The 16,963-nt window shown below is 68.0% G+C and carries 16 protein-coding genes; 10 read left to right on the top strand and 6 right to left on the bottom strand.

The window, feature by feature from the left end:
- Positions 1 to 79: 79 nt before the first annotated feature.
- Positions 80 to 1,186, bottom strand: coding sequence for an LPS export ABC transporter permease LptG (gene lptG, locus AC5P7I_RS09290; RefSeq protein ID WP_032962258.1), 1,107 nt, complete (start codon positions 1,184 to 1,186; stop codon positions 80 to 82).
- Positions 1,183 to 2,265, bottom strand: coding sequence for an LPS export ABC transporter permease LptF (gene lptF, locus AC5P7I_RS09285; protein WP_262088247.1), 1,083 nt, complete (start codon positions 2,263 to 2,265; stop codon positions 1,183 to 1,185). The genes lptG and lptF overlap by 4 nt, the downstream gene beginning before the upstream one ends.
- Before the next feature lie 104 nt (positions 2,266 to 2,369).
- On the opposite strand from lptF, the gene AC5P7I_RS09280 reads away from it, so the two are divergent.
- The 5 genes from AC5P7I_RS09280 to AC5P7I_RS09260 all read left to right on the top strand — a co-directional run bounded on the left by AC5P7I_RS09280 (position 2,370) and on the right by AC5P7I_RS09260 (position 8,409).
- Positions 2,370 to 3,848, top strand: coding sequence for a leucyl aminopeptidase (locus AC5P7I_RS09280; protein WP_075076732.1), 1,479 nt, complete (start codon positions 2,370 to 2,372; stop codon positions 3,846 to 3,848).
- An 82-nt stretch (positions 3,849 to 3,930) separates the two neighbouring features.
- A complete protein-coding gene (locus AC5P7I_RS09275) occupies positions 3,931 to 4,356 on the top strand; it encodes a DNA polymerase III subunit chi (protein WP_014645876.1) in 426 nt (141 codons plus the stop codon).
- Between the two features lie 19 nt (positions 4,357 to 4,375).
- Positions 4,376 to 4,567 (top strand): YqaE/Pmp3 family membrane protein, encoded by a 192-nt coding sequence (locus AC5P7I_RS09270; RefSeq protein ID WP_014035920.1) that lies wholly within the window; start codon positions 4,376 to 4,378, stop codon positions 4,565 to 4,567.
- Between the two features lie 33 nt (positions 4,568 to 4,600).
- Entirely contained in the window at positions 4,601 to 7,429 is a 2,829-nt protein-coding gene (locus AC5P7I_RS09265) for a valine--tRNA ligase (RefSeq protein ID WP_032962264.1), read from the top strand.
- Between the two features lie 158 nt (positions 7,430 to 7,587).
- Positions 7,588 to 8,409 (top strand): EamA family transporter, encoded by an 822-nt coding sequence (locus AC5P7I_RS09260; protein WP_032962266.1) that lies wholly within the window; start codon positions 7,588 to 7,590, stop codon positions 8,407 to 8,409.
- 45 nt (positions 8,410 to 8,454) lie between these two features.
- Here AC5P7I_RS09260 and rimI read toward each other — a convergent pair whose 3' ends face one another.
- Genes rimI through pssA form a run of 3 tightly spaced genes read right to left on the bottom strand, consistent with a single transcriptional unit; the run spans position 8,455 to position 10,225 of the window.
- Complete coding sequence (rimI, locus tag AC5P7I_RS09255) at positions 8,455 to 8,952, bottom strand: ribosomal protein S18-alanine N-acetyltransferase (protein ID WP_014645873.1); 498 nt, start codon at positions 8,950 to 8,952, stop codon at positions 8,455 to 8,457.
- Positions 8,949 to 9,452: a hypothetical protein gene (locus tag AC5P7I_RS09250; protein ID WP_142235420.1), complete on the bottom strand. Its 504-nt coding sequence runs from the start codon at positions 9,450 to 9,452 to the stop codon at positions 8,949 to 8,951. Before AC5P7I_RS09250 ends, rimI begins: the two co-directional genes overlap by 4 nt.
- The gene (gene pssA / locus AC5P7I_RS09245; RefSeq protein WP_005415206.1) at positions 9,449 to 10,225 is read right to left on the bottom strand and encodes a CDP-diacylglycerol--serine O-phosphatidyltransferase; all 777 of its coding nucleotides are present in this window, start codon (positions 10,223 to 10,225) and stop codon (positions 9,449 to 9,451) included. Before pssA ends, AC5P7I_RS09250 begins: the two co-directional genes overlap by 4 nt.
- 80 nt (positions 10,226 to 10,305) lie before the next feature.
- On the opposite strand from pssA, the gene AC5P7I_RS09240 reads away from it, so the two are divergent.
- The 3 genes from AC5P7I_RS09240 to AC5P7I_RS09230 all read left to right on the top strand — a co-directional run bounded on the left by AC5P7I_RS09240 (position 10,306) and on the right by AC5P7I_RS09230 (position 13,568).
- Positions 10,306 to 10,683, top strand: a complete 378-nt coding sequence (locus AC5P7I_RS09240) for a DUF4124 domain-containing protein (RefSeq protein ID WP_046428468.1) — start codon at positions 10,306 to 10,308, stop codon at positions 10,681 to 10,683.
- A gap of 576 nt (positions 10,684 to 11,259) precedes the next feature.
- A complete protein-coding gene (locus AC5P7I_RS09235) occupies positions 11,260 to 12,963 on the top strand; it encodes a proline--tRNA ligase (protein ID WP_046428415.1) in 1,704 nt (567 codons plus the stop codon).
- A 221-nt stretch (positions 12,964 to 13,184) separates the two neighbouring features.
- The gene (locus AC5P7I_RS09230; RefSeq protein ID WP_010480700.1) at positions 13,185 to 13,568 is read left to right on the top strand and encodes an H-NS histone family protein; all 384 of its coding nucleotides are present in this window, start codon (positions 13,185 to 13,187) and stop codon (positions 13,566 to 13,568) included.
- Between the two features lie 92 nt (positions 13,569 to 13,660).
- Here the strand turns inward: AC5P7I_RS09230 and AC5P7I_RS09225 are convergent, their stop codons facing one another.
- Complete coding sequence (locus AC5P7I_RS09225; protein ID WP_046428410.1) at positions 13,661 to 14,920, bottom strand: threonine/serine exporter family protein; 1,260 nt, start codon at positions 14,918 to 14,920, stop codon at positions 13,661 to 13,663.
- 92 nt (positions 14,921 to 15,012) lie between these two features.
- On the opposite strand from AC5P7I_RS09225, the gene AC5P7I_RS09220 reads away from it, so the two are divergent.
- Both AC5P7I_RS09220 and AC5P7I_RS09215 read left to right on the top strand, forming a co-directional pair.
- The gene (locus AC5P7I_RS09220) at positions 15,013 to 16,134 is read left to right on the top strand and encodes an MlaE family ABC transporter permease (RefSeq protein ID WP_180835249.1); all 1,122 of its coding nucleotides are present in this window, start codon (positions 15,013 to 15,015) and stop codon (positions 16,132 to 16,134) included.
- 1 nt (position 16,135) lies between these two features.
- A complete protein-coding gene (locus AC5P7I_RS09215) occupies positions 16,136 to 16,963 on the top strand; it encodes an ABC transporter ATP-binding protein (RefSeq protein ID WP_014645866.1) in 828 nt (275 codons plus the stop codon).

Raw genomic sequence — 16,963 nt, 5'->3', positions numbered from 1 at the left:
GGATGCTGGTGGTCGTGGCACGGATGCCGAAGCGGTGGATTGCCCCGGTAGCGCCGGGCATGGCCCCGCGCTACCAGAATCAGCCCGACTTGCGCCGGAACAACAGTCCGGACACGGCCAGCATGACGATCGGCGGCAGCGCATAGGCAATGCGGTAATCGAACTTCAGCGCACCGGCCATGCGGCCGAAGAACAGCTGCAGCAGCCAGAAGCCCAGTGCAAACAGGATGCCCAGGAACAGGCGCTTGCCCATGCCGCCGCTACGCAGCGACCCGAACGCGAACGGCACCGCGGCCAGGCACAGCGCCAGCACGTTCACCGGGTAGAACCAGCGGCTCCAGTAAACATCCTCGAAATCGCGCGCATCCAGCCCGTTGCGCTGGCGATAGGCAATGCTGGTACTCAGCTCGGCCACGCTGAGGTTTCGCGGCTTGGCGATGCCGGTGGCCAGCGCCGCCGGATCCAGCTTCGAGTTCCACGGCTCACGCGCCACTTCCTGGCGGGTGGCCGAGCGCTCGCCGAAGGTGTCGCGACGCACCCCGGTCAGCACCCAACCGTCCTTGTCGTGCTCGGCGGTGGCGGCATGGGTCAACGAGGCGATATTGCCGTCTTCGGCGATCCGGTACAGGCGCACGTCACGCAGGATCAGCCGCGTGCCCTTGTCGCCCACCAGCTGTTCCTCGCCGCTCTGGGCGTTGAGGAAGGTGTCGCCTTCGCGTGCCCATAGGCCGGAGTAGCGGGTGGTGGAGATGTCCCGCCCCCACTTGGCACTGGCCTTCAATGCATCGGCACGGTCCTGCCCCCACGGGCCCAGCGTCTCGGCGCTGAGCACCATCACTGCGGTCAGCAGCGACAGCGCGATCGCCACCGACACGCTCAGGCGCTTGCGCGACAGGCCCAGCGCACGCAGTGCGGTCAGCTCCGAGGTCGCGGCCAGCTGGCCCAGGCCCATCAGCGCGCCGATCACCGCGGCGGTCGGGAACATCGTGTAGGCGCGGCGCGGCACCGTGTACAGCACCCAGGCGGCGGCATGGCCCAGGGTGTAGCCGTTCTTGCCGATGTCCTTGAACTCGCCGGAGAACGCCATCACCACGTCCAGGCCGACCAGCACCGCCCAGGTCAGCAGCACCGTGGTGAACACCGACTGGCCCAGGTACAGATCGAAACGCATCGGGCGCAGCCTCATGCGCGGGCTCCCTTCGAGCGGCCCAGGCGGCCATCACGTGCATACATCCAGATCGCCAGCGCCAGCAGCGGCACGGTCAACCACCACAGGCCGAGCGCGGCCGGAATCTTGCCGTTGGCGATCCAGCCACTGCCGATGAACATCAGGTTGGTGCCCACCATGTAGGCCATCAGGGCCAGCATCATGCGGCCGTAGCGCTGCTGGCGCGGCGAGCTGCGGCCCAGCGGCACGGTCAGCAGGGCGAAGGCCAGCGCGATCAGCGGCGGTGCCAGGCGGCGGTGCAGCTGCGCCTGCGCCGACGGGCGCTCATCGCCGATCAGCTGCAGGGTCGGCATCAGTTCCGGGTCGTCCTCGGTGCGGGTCTGTGCACCGTCGGGCAGGGCCACGTCGTTGCGGGCAAAGGTCGCCAGCCGGTAATCCAGCGCGCCGGCCACCGGGCCTTCCACCTGGTGGCCATCATCCAGCTCCAGGAAGCGCTGGCGGGTGCCCTCGAAGAACATGCGGCCGCCATTGGCGGACACCACTTCCAGGCGGTCATCCTTCTGGCGCTGCAGGAACACCTTGCCCAGCTGGGTGCCATCGGGCGAGATCGAGGACAGGTACACCACGCCGCCATTGGGCAGCGGGGTGAAGCGGCCCGGCTCCAGGCCGGCCATCAGCACGCTGCGGTTGGCCTCGATGATCATCTGCTCGGCCATCCGGCCGGCCCACGGGCCCAGCCACAGCGAGCAGGCGCCGACCAGCAGCACCACCGGCACCACCAGCATCAGCAGTGGCCGCAGCAGCCGCTTGGGCCCCACGCCAATGGCGGTGATGACCGCCATCTCCGAGTCGCGGTAGAGCCGGGCCACGGCCAGCAGCAGGCCCAGCATCAGCGCCAGCGGCAGGATCAGCGGCAGGTAGGCGATGAACTGCAGGCCCAGCTGGGAGAACAGCAGCTTGGCCGGCAGGCGTCCGTCGGCGATGTTGCCGAGGATGTCCACCAGCACGCCGCCCACGCTGACCACCAGCAGGACGATCAGGGTAGCCAGGAAACTCTGGACGAAATCGCCCAGCAGGTATCGGTCGAGCTTCAGCATGGGGCGGTGGTTTAAACTCTGGGGTTCGTTCGCGGTGCCGCCCAGTCTACTGTCTGGGCGTAAACGGCCTGCGATTGTACGGACTCGCCAATGGAATCTGCTCAATGGCCCTCGAATTCACCCTGAACCACGTTGCTCCGGCCGCCGCCACCGTTGATTGCCTGGTGGTCGGCGCGTATGCCGACCATACCCTGACCCCGGCCGCGCAGGCCCTGGACGCCGCCAGCGGTGGCCGCCTGGCCGCCCTGGCCCAGCGTGGCGACCTGTCCGGCAAGACCGGCGCGACCACCCTGCTGCACGACCTGCCGGGCGTGACCGCGCCGCGCGTGCTGGTGGTCGGCCTCGGCGACGCCGCCCGCTTCGGCGTGCCGCAGTACCTGAAGGCCGTGGGCGACGCGGTGCGCGCGCTGAAGGCCGGCGCCGTCCGCAGCGCGCTGTTCACCCTGTCCGAAGTGGCCATCAAGGACCGCGACGCGGCCTGGGCGATCCGCCAGGCAGTGATCGCCGCCGATCACGCCGCCTACCGCTACACCGCCACCCTGGGCAAGAAGAAGGCCGACGATGCCGGCCTGGCCCAGCTGGCCGTGGCCGGTGACGACGCCCAGGCCCTGGCCCAGGGCCAGGCCATCGCCGCCGGTGTCGAGTTCGCCCGCGAGCTGGGCAACCTGCCGCCGAACTATTGCACCCCGGCCTATCTGGCCGACGTGGGCGTGAAGTTCGCCGGCGAGCACGAGGGTGCCGAAGCCGAGATCCTCGACGAGCACCAGATGGAAGCGCTGGGCATGGGCTCGCTGCTGGCCGTGGCCCGCGGTTCGGCCAACCGCCCGCGTCTGGTCGTGCTGAAGTGGAACAATGGCGGCGACGCCAAGCCCTACGTGCTGGTCGGCAAGGGCATCACCTTCGATACCGGTGGCGTCAACCTGAAGACCCAAGGCGGCATCGAAGAGATGAAGTACGACATGTGCGGCGGCGCCAACGTCATCGGCACCTTCGTCGCGGCGGTCAAGGCCAAGCTGCCGCTGAACCTGGTGGTGGTGGTGCCGGCGGTGGAAAACGCCATCGACGGCAACGCCTACCGTCCTTCCGACGTGATCACCTCGATGTCGGGCAAGACCATCGAAGTCGGCAACACCGACGCCGAAGGCCGCCTGATCCTGTGCGACGCGCTGACCTACGCACAGCGCTTCGAGCCGGCCGCGCTGGTCGACGTCGCCACCCTGACCGGTGCCTGCATGGTCGCCCTGGGCCACCAGACCGCCGGCCTGATGAGCAAGCACGACGACCTGGCCAACGAGCTGCTGGCCGCCGGCGAGCACGTGTTCGACCGCGCCTGGCGCCTGCCGCTGTGGGACGAGTACCAGCCGATGCTGGATTCGACCTTCGCCGACGTCTACAACATCGGCGGCCGCTGGGCCGGCGCGATCACCGCCGGCTGCTTCCTGTCGCGCTTCACCGAAGGCCAGCGCTGGGCCCACCTGGACATCGCAGGCGTCGCCAGCGATGAAGGCAAGCGTGGCATGGCCACCGGCCGCCCGGTCGGCCTGCTGAGCCAGTGGCTGCTGGACCAGGTCGCCCGCGCCTGATGCCGTACCCGACCCTGGCCGGCAGACGCCGGCCGGGGCCTCGCCCGGCACTGCCGGGCCCTTGCCTGACCCGGACCCTGCCATGCCCCGCGCCGACTTCTACCTGATCGCCAAGCCCCGCTTCCTGACCGAGCCGTTGCGCCTGGTCTGCGAACTGGCGCGCAAGGCCAACGACGCCGGGCTGTTCACCCTGGTGCTGGCCCGTGACCAGGCCCAGGCCGAGGAACTGGACGAGCTGCTGTGGGCGTTCGACAACGATGCCTACATCCCGCACCAGATTGCCGGCGAAGACATGGACGAGGAAGAGGCCCTGGTGCTGATCGCCGTACCCGGCACCGACGCGCCGGCACGCCCGCTGGTGATCAACCTGCGCGATGAGCCCTGGCTGGGCCAGTGCGAGCGTGTGCTGGAAGTGGTTCCGGCCGATCCGGAAGCGCGCGAACCGCTGCGCGAGCGCTGGCGCCAGTACAAGGCCGCCGGTTACGACCTCAACAAGCACGACATGTGAGCCCGGCGAGGACCCCTTGATGCGCCTGCTGATCGCCCTGATTCTTCCCTGGCTGTCCTTCTTCACCATCGGCCGGCCGCTGGCCGGGATCGTCTGCCTGATCCTGCAGATCACCCTGATCGGCTGGCTGCCCGCCGCCATCTGGGCCGCCTACGCGGTCAGCCAGTACCACACCGACCAGAAGATCCGCCGCGCCCTCGGGTCGCGCTGATCTCCCTTCCGCCTTGATTACCGGTTCCCCCGCATGACCCAACTCGCCTCCAGCTACGACCCGACGTCCTTCGAGACCGACCTCTACGAGGCCTGGGAGAAGGCCGGCCACTTCAAGCCGTCCGGCACGGGCGAGCCGTACACCATCCTGCTGCCACCGCCGAACGTGACCGGCACCCTGCACATGGGCCATGCCTTCCAGCAGACCCTGATGGATGCGCTGGTGCGCTACCACCGCATGCGCGGCTACGACACGCTGTGGCAGGTCGGTACCGACCATGCCGGCATCGCCACCGAAATGGTGGTCAGCCGCAACCTCGCGCTGGAAGGCAAGGGCGAGACCCGCGATTCGCTGGGCCGCGAAGGCTTCATCGGCAAGGTCTGGGAGTGGAAGCAGCAGTCCGGCGACACCATCGAACGCCAGATGCGCCGCCTCGGCACCTCCGCCGACTGGTCGCGCAGCACTTTCACCATGGACCCGCAGCCATCGGCGGCGGTCAACGAGGCCTTCGTGCGCTGGTACGAGCAGGGCCTGATCTACCGCGGCCAGCGCCTGGTGAACTGGGACCCGGTGCTGAAGACCGCCATTTCCGACCTGGAAGTGGAGAGCGCCGAGGAAGACGGCTTCCTGTGGTCGATCGCCTACACGCTGGATGACGGCCTGAGCTACGAGCACGTCGAGCGCGATGCCGACGGCGTGGAAACCCTGCGCGAAACCCGCGACTACCTGGTCGTTGCCACCACCCGCCCGGAAACCCTGCTGGGCGATACCGCGGTGATGGTGCACCCGGAAGACGAGCGTTACGCGCACCTGATCGGCAGGAACGTGGTGCTGCCGTTGACCGGCCGGCGCGTGCCGGTGATCGCCGACGACTACGTGGACCGCGCGTTCGGCACCGGCGTGGTCAAGGTCACCCCGGCGCACGACTTCAACGACTATGAAGTGGGCGTGCGCCACAGCCTGCCGATGATCAACCTGTTCACCCCGGTGGCGGCGCTGAACGAGAACGCGCCGGAACGCTTCCGGGGCCTGGACCGCTATGAAGCACGCAAGGCCGTGCTGGCCGAGCTGGAAGACCTGGGCATCCTGGTCGAGACCAAGGCGCACAAGCTGCAGGTGCCGCGTGGCGACCGAACCGGCCAGGTGATCGAGCCGTACCTGACCGACCAGTGGTTCGTGAAGATGGACGACCTGGCCAAGCGTGGCCTGGACCTGGTCGAGGACGGAAGCATTGCCTTCGTGCCGCCGAACTGGATCAACACCTACCGCCACTGGATGAACAACATCCAGGACTGGTGCATCAGCCGCCAGCTGTGGTGGGGCCACCGCATCCCGGCGTGGTTCGATGCCGCCACCGGCAGCTGCTACGTCGGTCGCAGCGAAGAGGAAGTGCGGGCCAAGCACAACCTGGGCAGCGAGGTGGTGCTGAACCAGGAAAGCGACGTGCTGGAGACCTGGTTCTCCTCGCAGCTGTGGCCGTTCTCCACCCTGGGCTGGCCGAACGAACAGGCCATGGCCGAGCGCGGCTTCGACCGTTACCTGCCGTCGTCGGTGCTGATCACCGGCTTCGACATCATCTTCTTCTGGGTGGCGCGCATGATCATGGCCACCGACAACCTGGTCGGGAAGATCCCGTTCAAGGACGTGTACTTCACCGGCCTGATCCGCGACGGCCAGGGCCAGAAGATGTCCAAGAGCAAGGGCAACGTGCTCGACCCGCTGGACATCATCGACGGCATCACCATCGACGACCTGGTCGCCAAGCGCACCGGCGGCCTGATGCAGCCGAAGATGGTGGAGAAGATCGAGAAGGCCACCCGCAAGGAATTCCCGGACGGCATTGCTGCCCACGGTGCCGATGCGCTGCGCTTCACCATCGCCGCGCTGGCCACCCACGGCCGCGACATCAAGTTCGACATGAACCGCGCCGAGGGCTACAAGAACTTCTGCAACAAGCTGTGGAACGCCAGCCGCTTCGCGCTGATGAACACCGAAGGTGCGGCGTTCACCGGCGTGCCGACCCCGCGCACCGATGCCGAGCGCTGGATCCTTTCGCGCCTGGCCGCCACCACCGCCGAAGCGCAGGGCCATTTCGCCGCGTACCGCTTCGACCTGCTGGCGCAGTGCCTGTACGAGTTCGCCTGGAACGCGTTCTGCGACTGGTTCCTGGAGCTGAGCAAGCCGGCACTGAACGGTGCCGACGCGGCTGATGCCGAAAGCACCCGCCACACCCTGCTGTACGTGCTGGAAGCGCTGCTGCGCCTGCTGCACCCACTCACCCCGTTCATCACCGAACAGCTGTGGCAGCAGCTGGCCCCGCGCCTGGGCCTGGCCGAAACCACGCTGTCGCTGCGGCCGTATCCGACCGCCGCCGAATTCGCCGGTGATTTCGCCCAGGCCGAGGCCGACGTGGAATGGCTGAAGGCGGTGATCAGTGCGGTGCGTCGCGTGCGCAGCGAATTGAACGTCGCGCCGTCCAGGCAGGTGCCGCTGCGGCTGCAGGCCGGCCTGGAGCAGGACCGCGTGCGCATCGAACGCTTCAGCGCCTCGCTGTCGTTCCTGCTGAAGCTGGACAGCATCCAGTGGCTGGCCGAGGGCGAAAGCGCACCGCCGGCGGCCGCCGCGATCGTGGGCGAGCTGAAGCTGCTGGTGCCGCTGGAAGGCCTGGTCGATCTCGATGCCGAGCGCGCGCGCCTGGACAAGGAGATCAAGCGCGTGGAAGGCGAGCAGGAAAAGAGCGAAACCAAGCTGGCCAGGTTCACCGACAAGGTGCCACCGGCGGTGGTCGATCAGGAGCGCGTGCGCCTGGTCGACTGGAACACCCAGCTGGCCGGCCTGCGCGAGCAGCGCGCGAAGCTGTAACGCCGCGCTCTGGTGCGTGCCAACCAAGGTTGGCCCCTGCCACGGCAGGGGAGGTTGGCACCTGCCACGGCGGGAGAGGTTGGCACCCACCGAAGCGGAATCGGAAACGCCGGGCGATGCCCGGCGTTTCCATTTGCCCCGCATGGCATCATCGGCGGATGCCGCTTTCCATCTTCCTGCTCGTCCTCGCTGCCGCGGCGCTGCATGCCAGCTGGAATGCGATCGTCAAGCGCGGCCCGGACAAGTTCCTCGGTACCGTGCTGGTGACCGGCAGTGCCGCGTTGCTGTCGGCCGCCGCCCTGCCCTTCCTGCCCTTCCCGGCCGCGCACAGCTGGCCCTGGCTGGCTGCGTCGGTGCTGCTGCAGGTGACCTACTACGGGCTGGTCGCGCGTTGTTACCAGCAGGTCGACATGAGCCTGGCCTACCCGCTGATGCGTGGCAGCGCGCCGATCCTGGTCGCACTGGCCGGCACCCTGCTCGGTGAGCCATTGCCCGCCGCAGCGTGGCTGGGCGTGGTGCTGGTGAGCACCGGCATCCTGTGCATGGCACTGGGTGCGCGCGGCGGCCAGCTGCGCCTGCCGCTGCTGACAGCGGCGATGATCGCCACCTACACGCTGGTCGATGCGCAGGGTGCGCGCCAGTCCGGCAGCGCGCTCAGCTACACGTTGTGGTTGTTCCTGCTGTCGGGCATCCCGCTGCCGCTGTGGGCGTTGTATACGCGCGGCGGCGCGGTACTGGACTATGCGCGGCAGCATTGGCCGCTGGGACTGGCCGGTGGCGTCGGCACCACCGCCTCCTATGCGATGGCGTTGTGGGCCATGACCCAGGCGCCGGTGGCAATGATCTCGGCGCTGCGCGAATCCTCGATCCTGTTCGCGCTGCTGATCTCGGTGTTCCTGCTGCGCGAGCGGGTGCCGCGCACGCGCTGGCTGGCAGCGTCGCTCATCGTGGGCGGCGTGCTGGCGTTGCGGCTGGCGTGAGCGACGCATCGGTAGTGCCGGCCGCTGGCCGGCAACCCGTCTGCGTTACAGCGGCGGCATTTCCTGCAGATCGCCGTCGACCAGCTCGATCGCCATCACGACCGCATCCTCGCGGCCCTGTGCAGCCGGGTAGTAGCGCGGGCGGCGGCCGATCTCGTTGAATCCTTCGCTGTGATACAGCGCCAGCGCCGGCGTATTGGACGGACGCACTTCCAGGAAGACGCGCTGTGCGCCACGGTCGGCGGCCAGCTGCACCAGCGCGCGCAGCAGCTGGCGGCCCAGCCCGCGCGACTGTGCCAGCGGATCGATGCAGATGTTCAGCACGTGCGCTTCATCGGCGGCGATGCTGAGCACGCCATAGCCGACCAGCAGGCCATCGCGCTCCATCGCCAGGCCGGGATAGCCGGCACGCAGGCAGTCGATGAAGATGCCGCGGGTCCAGGGAAAAGGGTAGCCGCGCAGTTCGATCGCCATTACCGCATTGAGGTCGCTCTCGCGCAACGCACGCAGGCTGACCGGGCCGGGCCGGGTGACCGCGCTCATGGCGTGCCCCGCTTGCGCAGGGCACGCAGCTGCGGCCACAGCGCACGCTTGGCGGCCGGGTCGTGGCGCAGCTGGTCCAGCGGCCAGCTGTCCATCAACCGCTGCGTAGCCGGGTCGTTCGGGTTGCAGCCGGACGCACGCAGCAGCGCGATCTGCAGGCGATCCGGCAGGCGGACCACCGGCTGGCGCGCGTTGCCGCTGGGCATCGGGCGCTCAGCCGCCGGCACGGTATCCGGGGCACTGACCGGCGTTTCGCGGCGCGGCGGTGCCGGCCGTTCCGGGCGGGCTGCGGGCGCCACCCCGGCATGCTGTTCGCGCGACGGCACGGGGGCCCACACCGGTTCCGGCGGGGCGACGCTGGCCTCGGCTTCGGCCACGCTCAACTGCAGCGCGGCATCCAGCTCGGCAGCCAGCTGGCCATCGTGATAGACGGTGTAGCCCATGGCCTGCAGCCAGGCCTGCTGGGCCGGTGACCACAGCACGGGCAGGTCCTGGCTCACGCGGCCTCGGGCTTCTTGCGCAGGCGCTGCACGGCCCACATCACCGGGCCGGACAAGGCGTACAGGATGCCGACCGCGAACAGCACGCGCGGCAGGTCGATGACCGCAATCGCGATCGCCACCGGCACCAGTGCCAGCACCAGGAACGGCACGCGGTCCGAACGGGTGCCCTTGGCAGCGCCACCCTTGAAGCTCCAGAAGCGGATGCGGCTGACCATCAGCAGCGCAGCGATGATCGTCACCGCCAGCGCCACGTACCGCAGCTGGTTGCCATCCCAGCCCAGGTTGCCATCGGCGAACGCCCAGACGAAGGACATCATCAGGCCCGCTGCTGCCGGGCTGGCCAGGCCGACGAACCAGCGCTTGTCGACCACCGCCACCTGGGTATTGAAGCGGGCCAGGCGCAGCGCCGCGCAGGCCGCATACAGGAAGGCCACGGCCCAGCCGACGCGGCCGAGCAGCGGATCGTCGAACTTCAGCCACGACAGCGACCAGTGGTACATCACCAGCGCCGGGGCCATGCCGAAGCTGACCAGGTCGGCCAGCGAGTCGTACTGCACGCCGAATTCGCTGCTGGTACCGGTCAGGCGCGCCACGCGCCCGTCCAGGCCATCCATCACCGCCGCCACGAACACGGCGATGCTGGCATTGACGAAATCCCCGTTGGCCGCGGCGATGATCGCGTAGAAACCGGCGAACAGGCCGGCGGTGGTGAACAGGTTGGGCAGCAGGTAAATCGTGCGCGAGCGCGGCGGCGGTGTGATCGGGTCCATGGAATCCAGTTTAATCGACTTGCCAGCGGTCGGCGCCAATGCTGCAATCGGCGTTCTGCGCCCATTCCGTGGAGTCTGCCATGCGTGCCCTGTCCTGCCTTGGATGCCTGCTGCTGTTGGCCAGTGCCAACGCCGTGGCCGGCCCCGTCTACAAATGGAAGGACGCCCATGGCGTAACCCAGTATTCGGAGACCCCGCCGGCGGGCAAGAAGTTCGAGACCCGCGAGCAGGCCCGCACCCCGCAGGCCGCAGCCAGCACCGAGACCCCGGCCGCGCCGGTCCCCGGGCAGTGCAGCACGGCCCGGGCCAACCTGGCCCTGCTGGACGGTGGTGGCCAGGTGATGCAGGACACCGATGGTGATGGCAAGGCCGATACCCCGTTGACTCCGGAGCAGCACACCGCGCAGAGGGGATTGGCGGAGGCCGCCATCAAGGCGTACTGCCCACCGGCCGGTTAAGGGTATCGGCAGGGCTGCGCCCTGCACCTGCAGAGGCTGCAAGCAACGGCAACGTCAAAAGCGGGCATTCCGTGGAATGGCGGGGCGGTGTCGGATTGCGGGGACGCCGTAAACCCGTCCATGGGGGCTTGGCCGCGGCATCCATGCCGCGGACACCCCGCAATCCGACACCGCCCCACCCCCGACAGATCCCCGGTGGCCAGTAGATCCACGCGATGCGTGGATCAAATCTGTCAGATCTCGAATTGAATCCGGGGTCAGATCCGTTTTCCTGCGGAAAACGGATCTGACCCCAGGAGCCATTCCGACAGCTCGCAGGAAACTGTCGAAGGCGGGGTGGGTCCGGCGGCAGGGGTGTGAGCGGCATGGATGCCGCGACCAAGCCCCCAGGGATGGGTTTACGGCGTCCCCTGCCGCCGGACCCACCCCGCCATCTCCCAGGAAACCCGTTTTTTCTGTTGCTGTTGCCGGCCAGCGGCCGGCACTACCCGCAGGTGCAGGGCGCAGCCCTGCCGATACCCCTCCCCCCGGCCGGGCTGGCAGAATAGAGGTCTCTGCCGTTATCCGAAGCCGACGATGCGCCTCTCCCAGTTCCACCTGCACACCACCAAGGAAACCCCCAGCGACGCCGAGCTGACCAGCCATCGGCTGATGCTGCGCGCGGGCATGATCCGCAAGCTGGCATCGGGCCTGTACACCTGGTCGCCGCTGGGCCTGCGCGTGCTGCGCAAGGTCGAGCGCATCGTGCGCGAGGAAATGGACCGGGCCGGTGCCGTGGAATTCCAGATCCCGACCATCCAGCCGAAGGAACTGTGGGAGCAGACCGGCCGCTGGCAGAAGTTCGGCCCGCAGCTGCTGAAGATCAAGGACCGCAAGGACCAGGTGTTCTGCTACAGCCCGACCGCCGAAGAAGCCGCCTGCGACTTCGCGCGCAGCGAGCTGTCCAGCTACAAGCAGCTGCCGGTGAACTTCTACCAGGTGCAGACCAAGTTCCGCGACGAGATCCGCCCGCGCTTCGGCGTGATGCGCTCGCGCGAGTTCCTGATGAAGGACGCCTATTCGTTCCACCTGCACGATGAGTGCCTGGTGCGCGAATACGAGAACATGAAGTCGGCCTACAGCCGCATCTTCACCCGCCTCGGCCTGGATTTCCGCATGGTGCAGGCGGACTCCGGTGCCATCGGCGGTGATGCGTCGCAGGAATTCCACGTCATCGCCGATTCCGGCGAGGACGCGCTGGTGTTCTCCACCGGCTCGGACTACGCAGCCAACATGGAAGCGGCGATTGCCGCCGACCCGGCGCCGCGTGCGGCCGCCACCGAAACGATGCGCAAGGTGGATACCCCCACCCAGAAGACCTGCGAGGACGTCGCGGCGCTGCTCGGCATCGACCTGCAGCGCACGGTGAAGTCGGTGGCGCTGATCGCCGGCGAAGGCAAGGCACAGCAGTTCGTGCTGGCGCTGGTGCGTGGCGACCATGAGGTCAACGAGATCAAGCTGGCCAAGGTCGCCGGCCTGGACGAGCAGCGCTTCGCCAGCGAGGCGGAAATCGCCGAGCACCTGGGCAGCGTGCCGGGCTTCCTTGGCCCGGTCGCCCCGGCCAAGGCCATCCGCGTGGTCGCCGATCGCGAAGTGGCGGCGATGGCCGACTTCGTCGTCGGCGCCAACGAAGCCGGTTTCCACCTGGCCGGCGTCAACTGGGGCCGCGACCTGCCGGAACCGGAAGTGGCCGACATCCGCAACGTGCGGGCCGGCGACCGTGCCGTGGACGGCGGTGAACTGAAGATCGCACGTGGCATCGAAGTCGGCCATGTGTTCCAGCTCGGCCGCAAGTACGCCGAAGCGCTGGATGCCACCGTGCTGGACGAGAACGGCAAGGCCGCGGTGATGGCGATGGGGTGCTACGGCATCGGCATCTCGCGCGTGGTGGCTGCCGCGATCGAACAGAACCATGACGATGCCGGCATCATCTGGCCGGACGCGATGGCGCCGTGGCAGGTGGTGGTGTGCGTGATCAACCCGAAGGGCGATGCGGCCGTGGCCGACGCCGCTGCCAACCTGCTGCAGGAGCTGCGCGACGCGGGCCTGGACGCTGCACTCGACGACCGCGGCCTGCGCCCGGGCGCGATGTTCGCCGACATGGAGCTGATCGGTATTCCGCATCGCGTGGTGGTCAGCGAACGCGGCCTGGCCGCTGGCACCTACGAGTACCGCTCGCGCCGTGCCAGCGACGCGGAGAACCTGGACAAGGCCTCCCTGCTGCAGCGTCTGCAGGGCTGATCAGGAAAAGACCGGGGCCTGCCCCGGTCTTTTTTTTTGCCCGCGCCCTTCCCCGATATTGCAGCGGACATAATCCGGTCAAAATCACCGCGACGGCGTCTGCATGCCGCCACGCCATGACCCGCCTGCATTTGTGCTGTGATTAATTCATCTCTATTCTGTCCGCCGACGCCATGGACTGGCTTGTCCCGTCCACACATTAGTTTCCGGAGTAACCGTAAATGAGCATTGACCTGACCGGCCTGTCAGCACGCGAGCTGGGCGCCCTGATCCGTACCGCCAAGAAGCAGCAGACCATCGTCGCCAAGCGCCGGCCGATCACCAAGGTCCGGGCCCAGCTGACCAAGCTGGCCAAGACCGAGGGTTACACCATCGAAGAACTGTTCGGCAGCGCCCCGGCCACGCGTGCCCGCAAGGCCGCCCCGGCCGCCAAGGCCCCGTCGAAGACGGCCGGCCGCAAGCTGGGCAAGGTTGCACCGAAGTACCGCAACCCGGCCAATCCGAAGGAAACCTGGACCGGCCGTGGCAAGCAGCCGCGCTGGATGGCTGAACTGACCGCCAAGGGCAACAAGAAGCCGGAAGATTTCCTGATCAAGAAGGCCTGAGGCCGGGATCAGGTTGGAATGAAAGACGCCGGCGGACGCCGGCGTTTTTCATTCTCCGGTGTGTGGACCGGGGTCCACACCCACCGACATCATCACAGGGTCTTGCGAGCGGGCATCAGCAGGTTGCCGAACAGCAGGCCGGCGACCAGCGCCATCACCACGTTGAGCACGGTGAGGAACACGCTCTGGCCGGCGCCGACATCCTGTTGCTGGACCAGGGTCAGCACGCCGCGCAGGCTGGTGCTGCCGGGCACCATCATGATGATGCCGGGCAGGCGGATGATCGCGCCCGGACGCCCGACCAGGCGACCGAACAGATTGCCGCCCGCGGTCAGCAGCATCGCCGACAGGAAGATGCCGGCCGGCGCCCCCCAGGCATGGCCGCCGAACTTGGAGATCGCATAACCGGCCACCGAGGCGGCGATCACCCACGGGTAATCGCGCCGGTTGGCCTTGAACAGCATCGCGAACGCAAAGGCCGCGGTCAGCAGCGAACCCCACTCCACCCACGGCCCCTGCGGCCGCGCGGCGCGGATCACCGGATCCAGCCCGAGCACGTCGGCCAGGGTTACCGCGATCATCGCGCCGACGCTGAGCTTCATGATGGTGGTCAGCGCGCCGGCAAAGCGCGCGGTGCCCGACACCCAGTGCTGGCTGGCCAGCTCATTGACCGCATTGGTCAGTGACATGCCGGGCAGCAGCACCACCAGCGAGGCGATGATCACCGTATTGAGGTTGAGCGCGCCAATGAAGGACGCCACCAGGGTGGCGACCATGCCGGCCAGCAGCGCCGCCAGCGCCTCGGCCGCTTCGCGGGTGGCCGGGCGGCGGTCGGTGACCATGCCGAGCAGGCCGATCATCAGGCCGATGACACCGGCGGTGGCGATGTCCAGCCACGGCAGCTTCCACATGCCGGCCACGCCGGCCGCGCCGAGGGTGAATGACAGGATGGTGCGCAGCTTGCCGCGCCGGCCCGGATCCTTGTCCAGCTGGCGCAGCGCGGTATGGCCCTGGGCGATGCTCATCCGCCCGTTGGACACTTCTTCGGCGATATGGTCGGCGACGCTGAGCTTGTGCAGGTCGTTCTCACCGGGCGCCAGGCGGATCACGCGGGTGATGTCGCTGGAGCCGATCGCCTGCGCCGGATCGCTGAAGCTGAGGATGATACCGGTGGGATTCGACCACGGTTCACAATCCAGATCGAGCTGGCGGGCCAGTGCCACCACCGCCGTTTCCAGGCGCTGGGCCGTGGTGCCATAGCTGTGCAGGCGTCCGGCGATCTCGGAAACAAAGGCCACGCGCTGTGCGTAGGTGGCCTGGGGCGTGGGGATCGTGTGAGCGTCTGCGGACATGCGCCGTAGTATTACCTACGCTGGGGCCCACCGGAGAAATTCATCCGAGTTCGACGCGAAGCCCGATACAGAACGGTTATGCTGCGACCCGAATGGCCCACGTCACCCCGAACCTCGCCCCCCAGCTCGAACAGGATGCCCATGACCCGGGCCTGATCCACCTGTCCGGCACCTGGACCTTGAAGACCGCGCTGGCCGCGGCCGAGGTCCTGCACGGCGTTCCCGACAAGCTGACCGGCATCGATGCCACCGGCATCGAGCAGCTGGATTCGGCCGGCGTGCTGCAGGTGCTGCGCGTGGCCCACCGTGCCGATCTGCACGAAGACGCACTGCAGTTCCGCGCGGACCACCAGGCGCTGGTGTGCACCATCGAGGAAGTGGCCGACGACCGCCCCAAGGCCAAGCGCGATTTCGGCGTGCTGGCCGCGCTGGAACGGCTGGGTGTCAGCGTCCACGCCACTGGCCACAACATCAAGGCGCTGTGCAGTTTCCTCGGCGAGAACCTGGTCAAGGCGGCCCGGCTGGTCAAGGAACCCCGCCGCTTCCGGCTGACCGCCACCGTGCACCAGATGGAGCAGGTGGGGCTGGATGCGGTACCGCTGGTGGCGCTGCTGTCCTACCTGGTGGGTGCGGTGATCGCATTCCTCGGCTCGACCATCCTGCGCGACTTCGGCGCCGAGATCTACGTGGTCGAGCTGGTCAACATCGCCTTCCTGCGCGAGTTCGCGGTACTGCTGACCGCGATCGTGCTGGCCGGCCGCACCGCCAGTGCGTTCACCGCGCAGATTGGTGCGATGAAGGCACGCGAGGAGATCGATGCAATGCGCACGCTGGGCCTGGACCCGGTCGACCTGCTGGTGCTGCCGCGACTGCTGGCGCTGCTGGTCACCCTGCCCTTGCTGACCTTCATCGCGATGATCGCGGGCCTGGCCGGCGGCATCACCGTCGGCGCGTTCGACCTCGACATCCCGCCGCAGATGTACATCGCGCGCATGCACGAGACGATGGAAGTGCGGCACCTGCTGGTCGGCCTGTCCAAGGCACCCGTGTTCGCGCTGGTGATCGGCCTGATCGGCTGCCTGGAAGGACTGAAGGTCGAGGGCACCGCGCAGTCGGTCGGCGAGCGCACCACCTCCAGCGTGGTGCAGACGATCTCGCTGGTGATCATCATCGACGCCTTCGCGGCGTTGTGGTTCATGCACATGGACTGGTGACATGAGCACATCCGCCCTCCCCGACTCCATCGACATGCGCGACGACCAGGGCCACGAACTGGCCATCCGCGTGCGTGGTCTGGTCAACCGCTTCGGCAGCCAGACCGTGCACGAAGACCTGGACCTGGATGTGCGCCGCGGCGAAATCCTGGGCGTGGTCGGCGGCTCCGGTACCGGCAAATCGGTGCTGATGCGCTCGATCCTGGGCCTGCGCGTGCCCGATGCCGGGCAGATCGAAGTACTCGGCCGCGACGCGCGTGCCGACGACGCCGAGAGCCGCCTGCACATCGAGCGCAACACCGGCGTGTTGTTCCAGGACGGCGCCCTGTTCTCCTCGCTGACCGTGGGCGAGAACGTGCAGGTGCCGCTGAAGGAACACCACCGCGAGCTGCCCGAGCGCTGGCACTACGAACTGGCGCTGCTGAAAGTGAAACTGGCCGGCCTGCCCGCCGATGCGATCAACAAGCTGCCCTCGCAGCTGTCCGGCGGCATGCGCAAGCGCGCCGGCCTGGCCCGCGCGCTGGCGCTGGATCCACCGCTGCTGTTCCTGGACGAACCCACCGCCGGGCTCGACCCGATCGGCGCGGCCGCCTTCGACCGCCTGATCAAGACCTTGCAGGAAGCGCTGGGGCTGACCGTGTTCCTGATCACCCACGACCTGGACACGCTGTACGCGATCTGCGACCGGGTCGCGGTGATCGCCGACCGCAAGGTGGTGGCCAACGCACCCTTGCCTGACATCGAGAAACTGGATCATCCGTGGATCCAGGAATACTTCCACGGACCCCGCGCGCGCGCCGCGCGTGGCGAACAGATCGAGAGTGCCTGA

This window comes from Stenotrophomonas sp. YJH_SMC_138 (genome assembly GCF_059369855.1).
The sequence above is the reverse complement of the archived record's forward strand: the minus strand, read 5'-3'. Positions and strand labels throughout refer to the sequence as shown.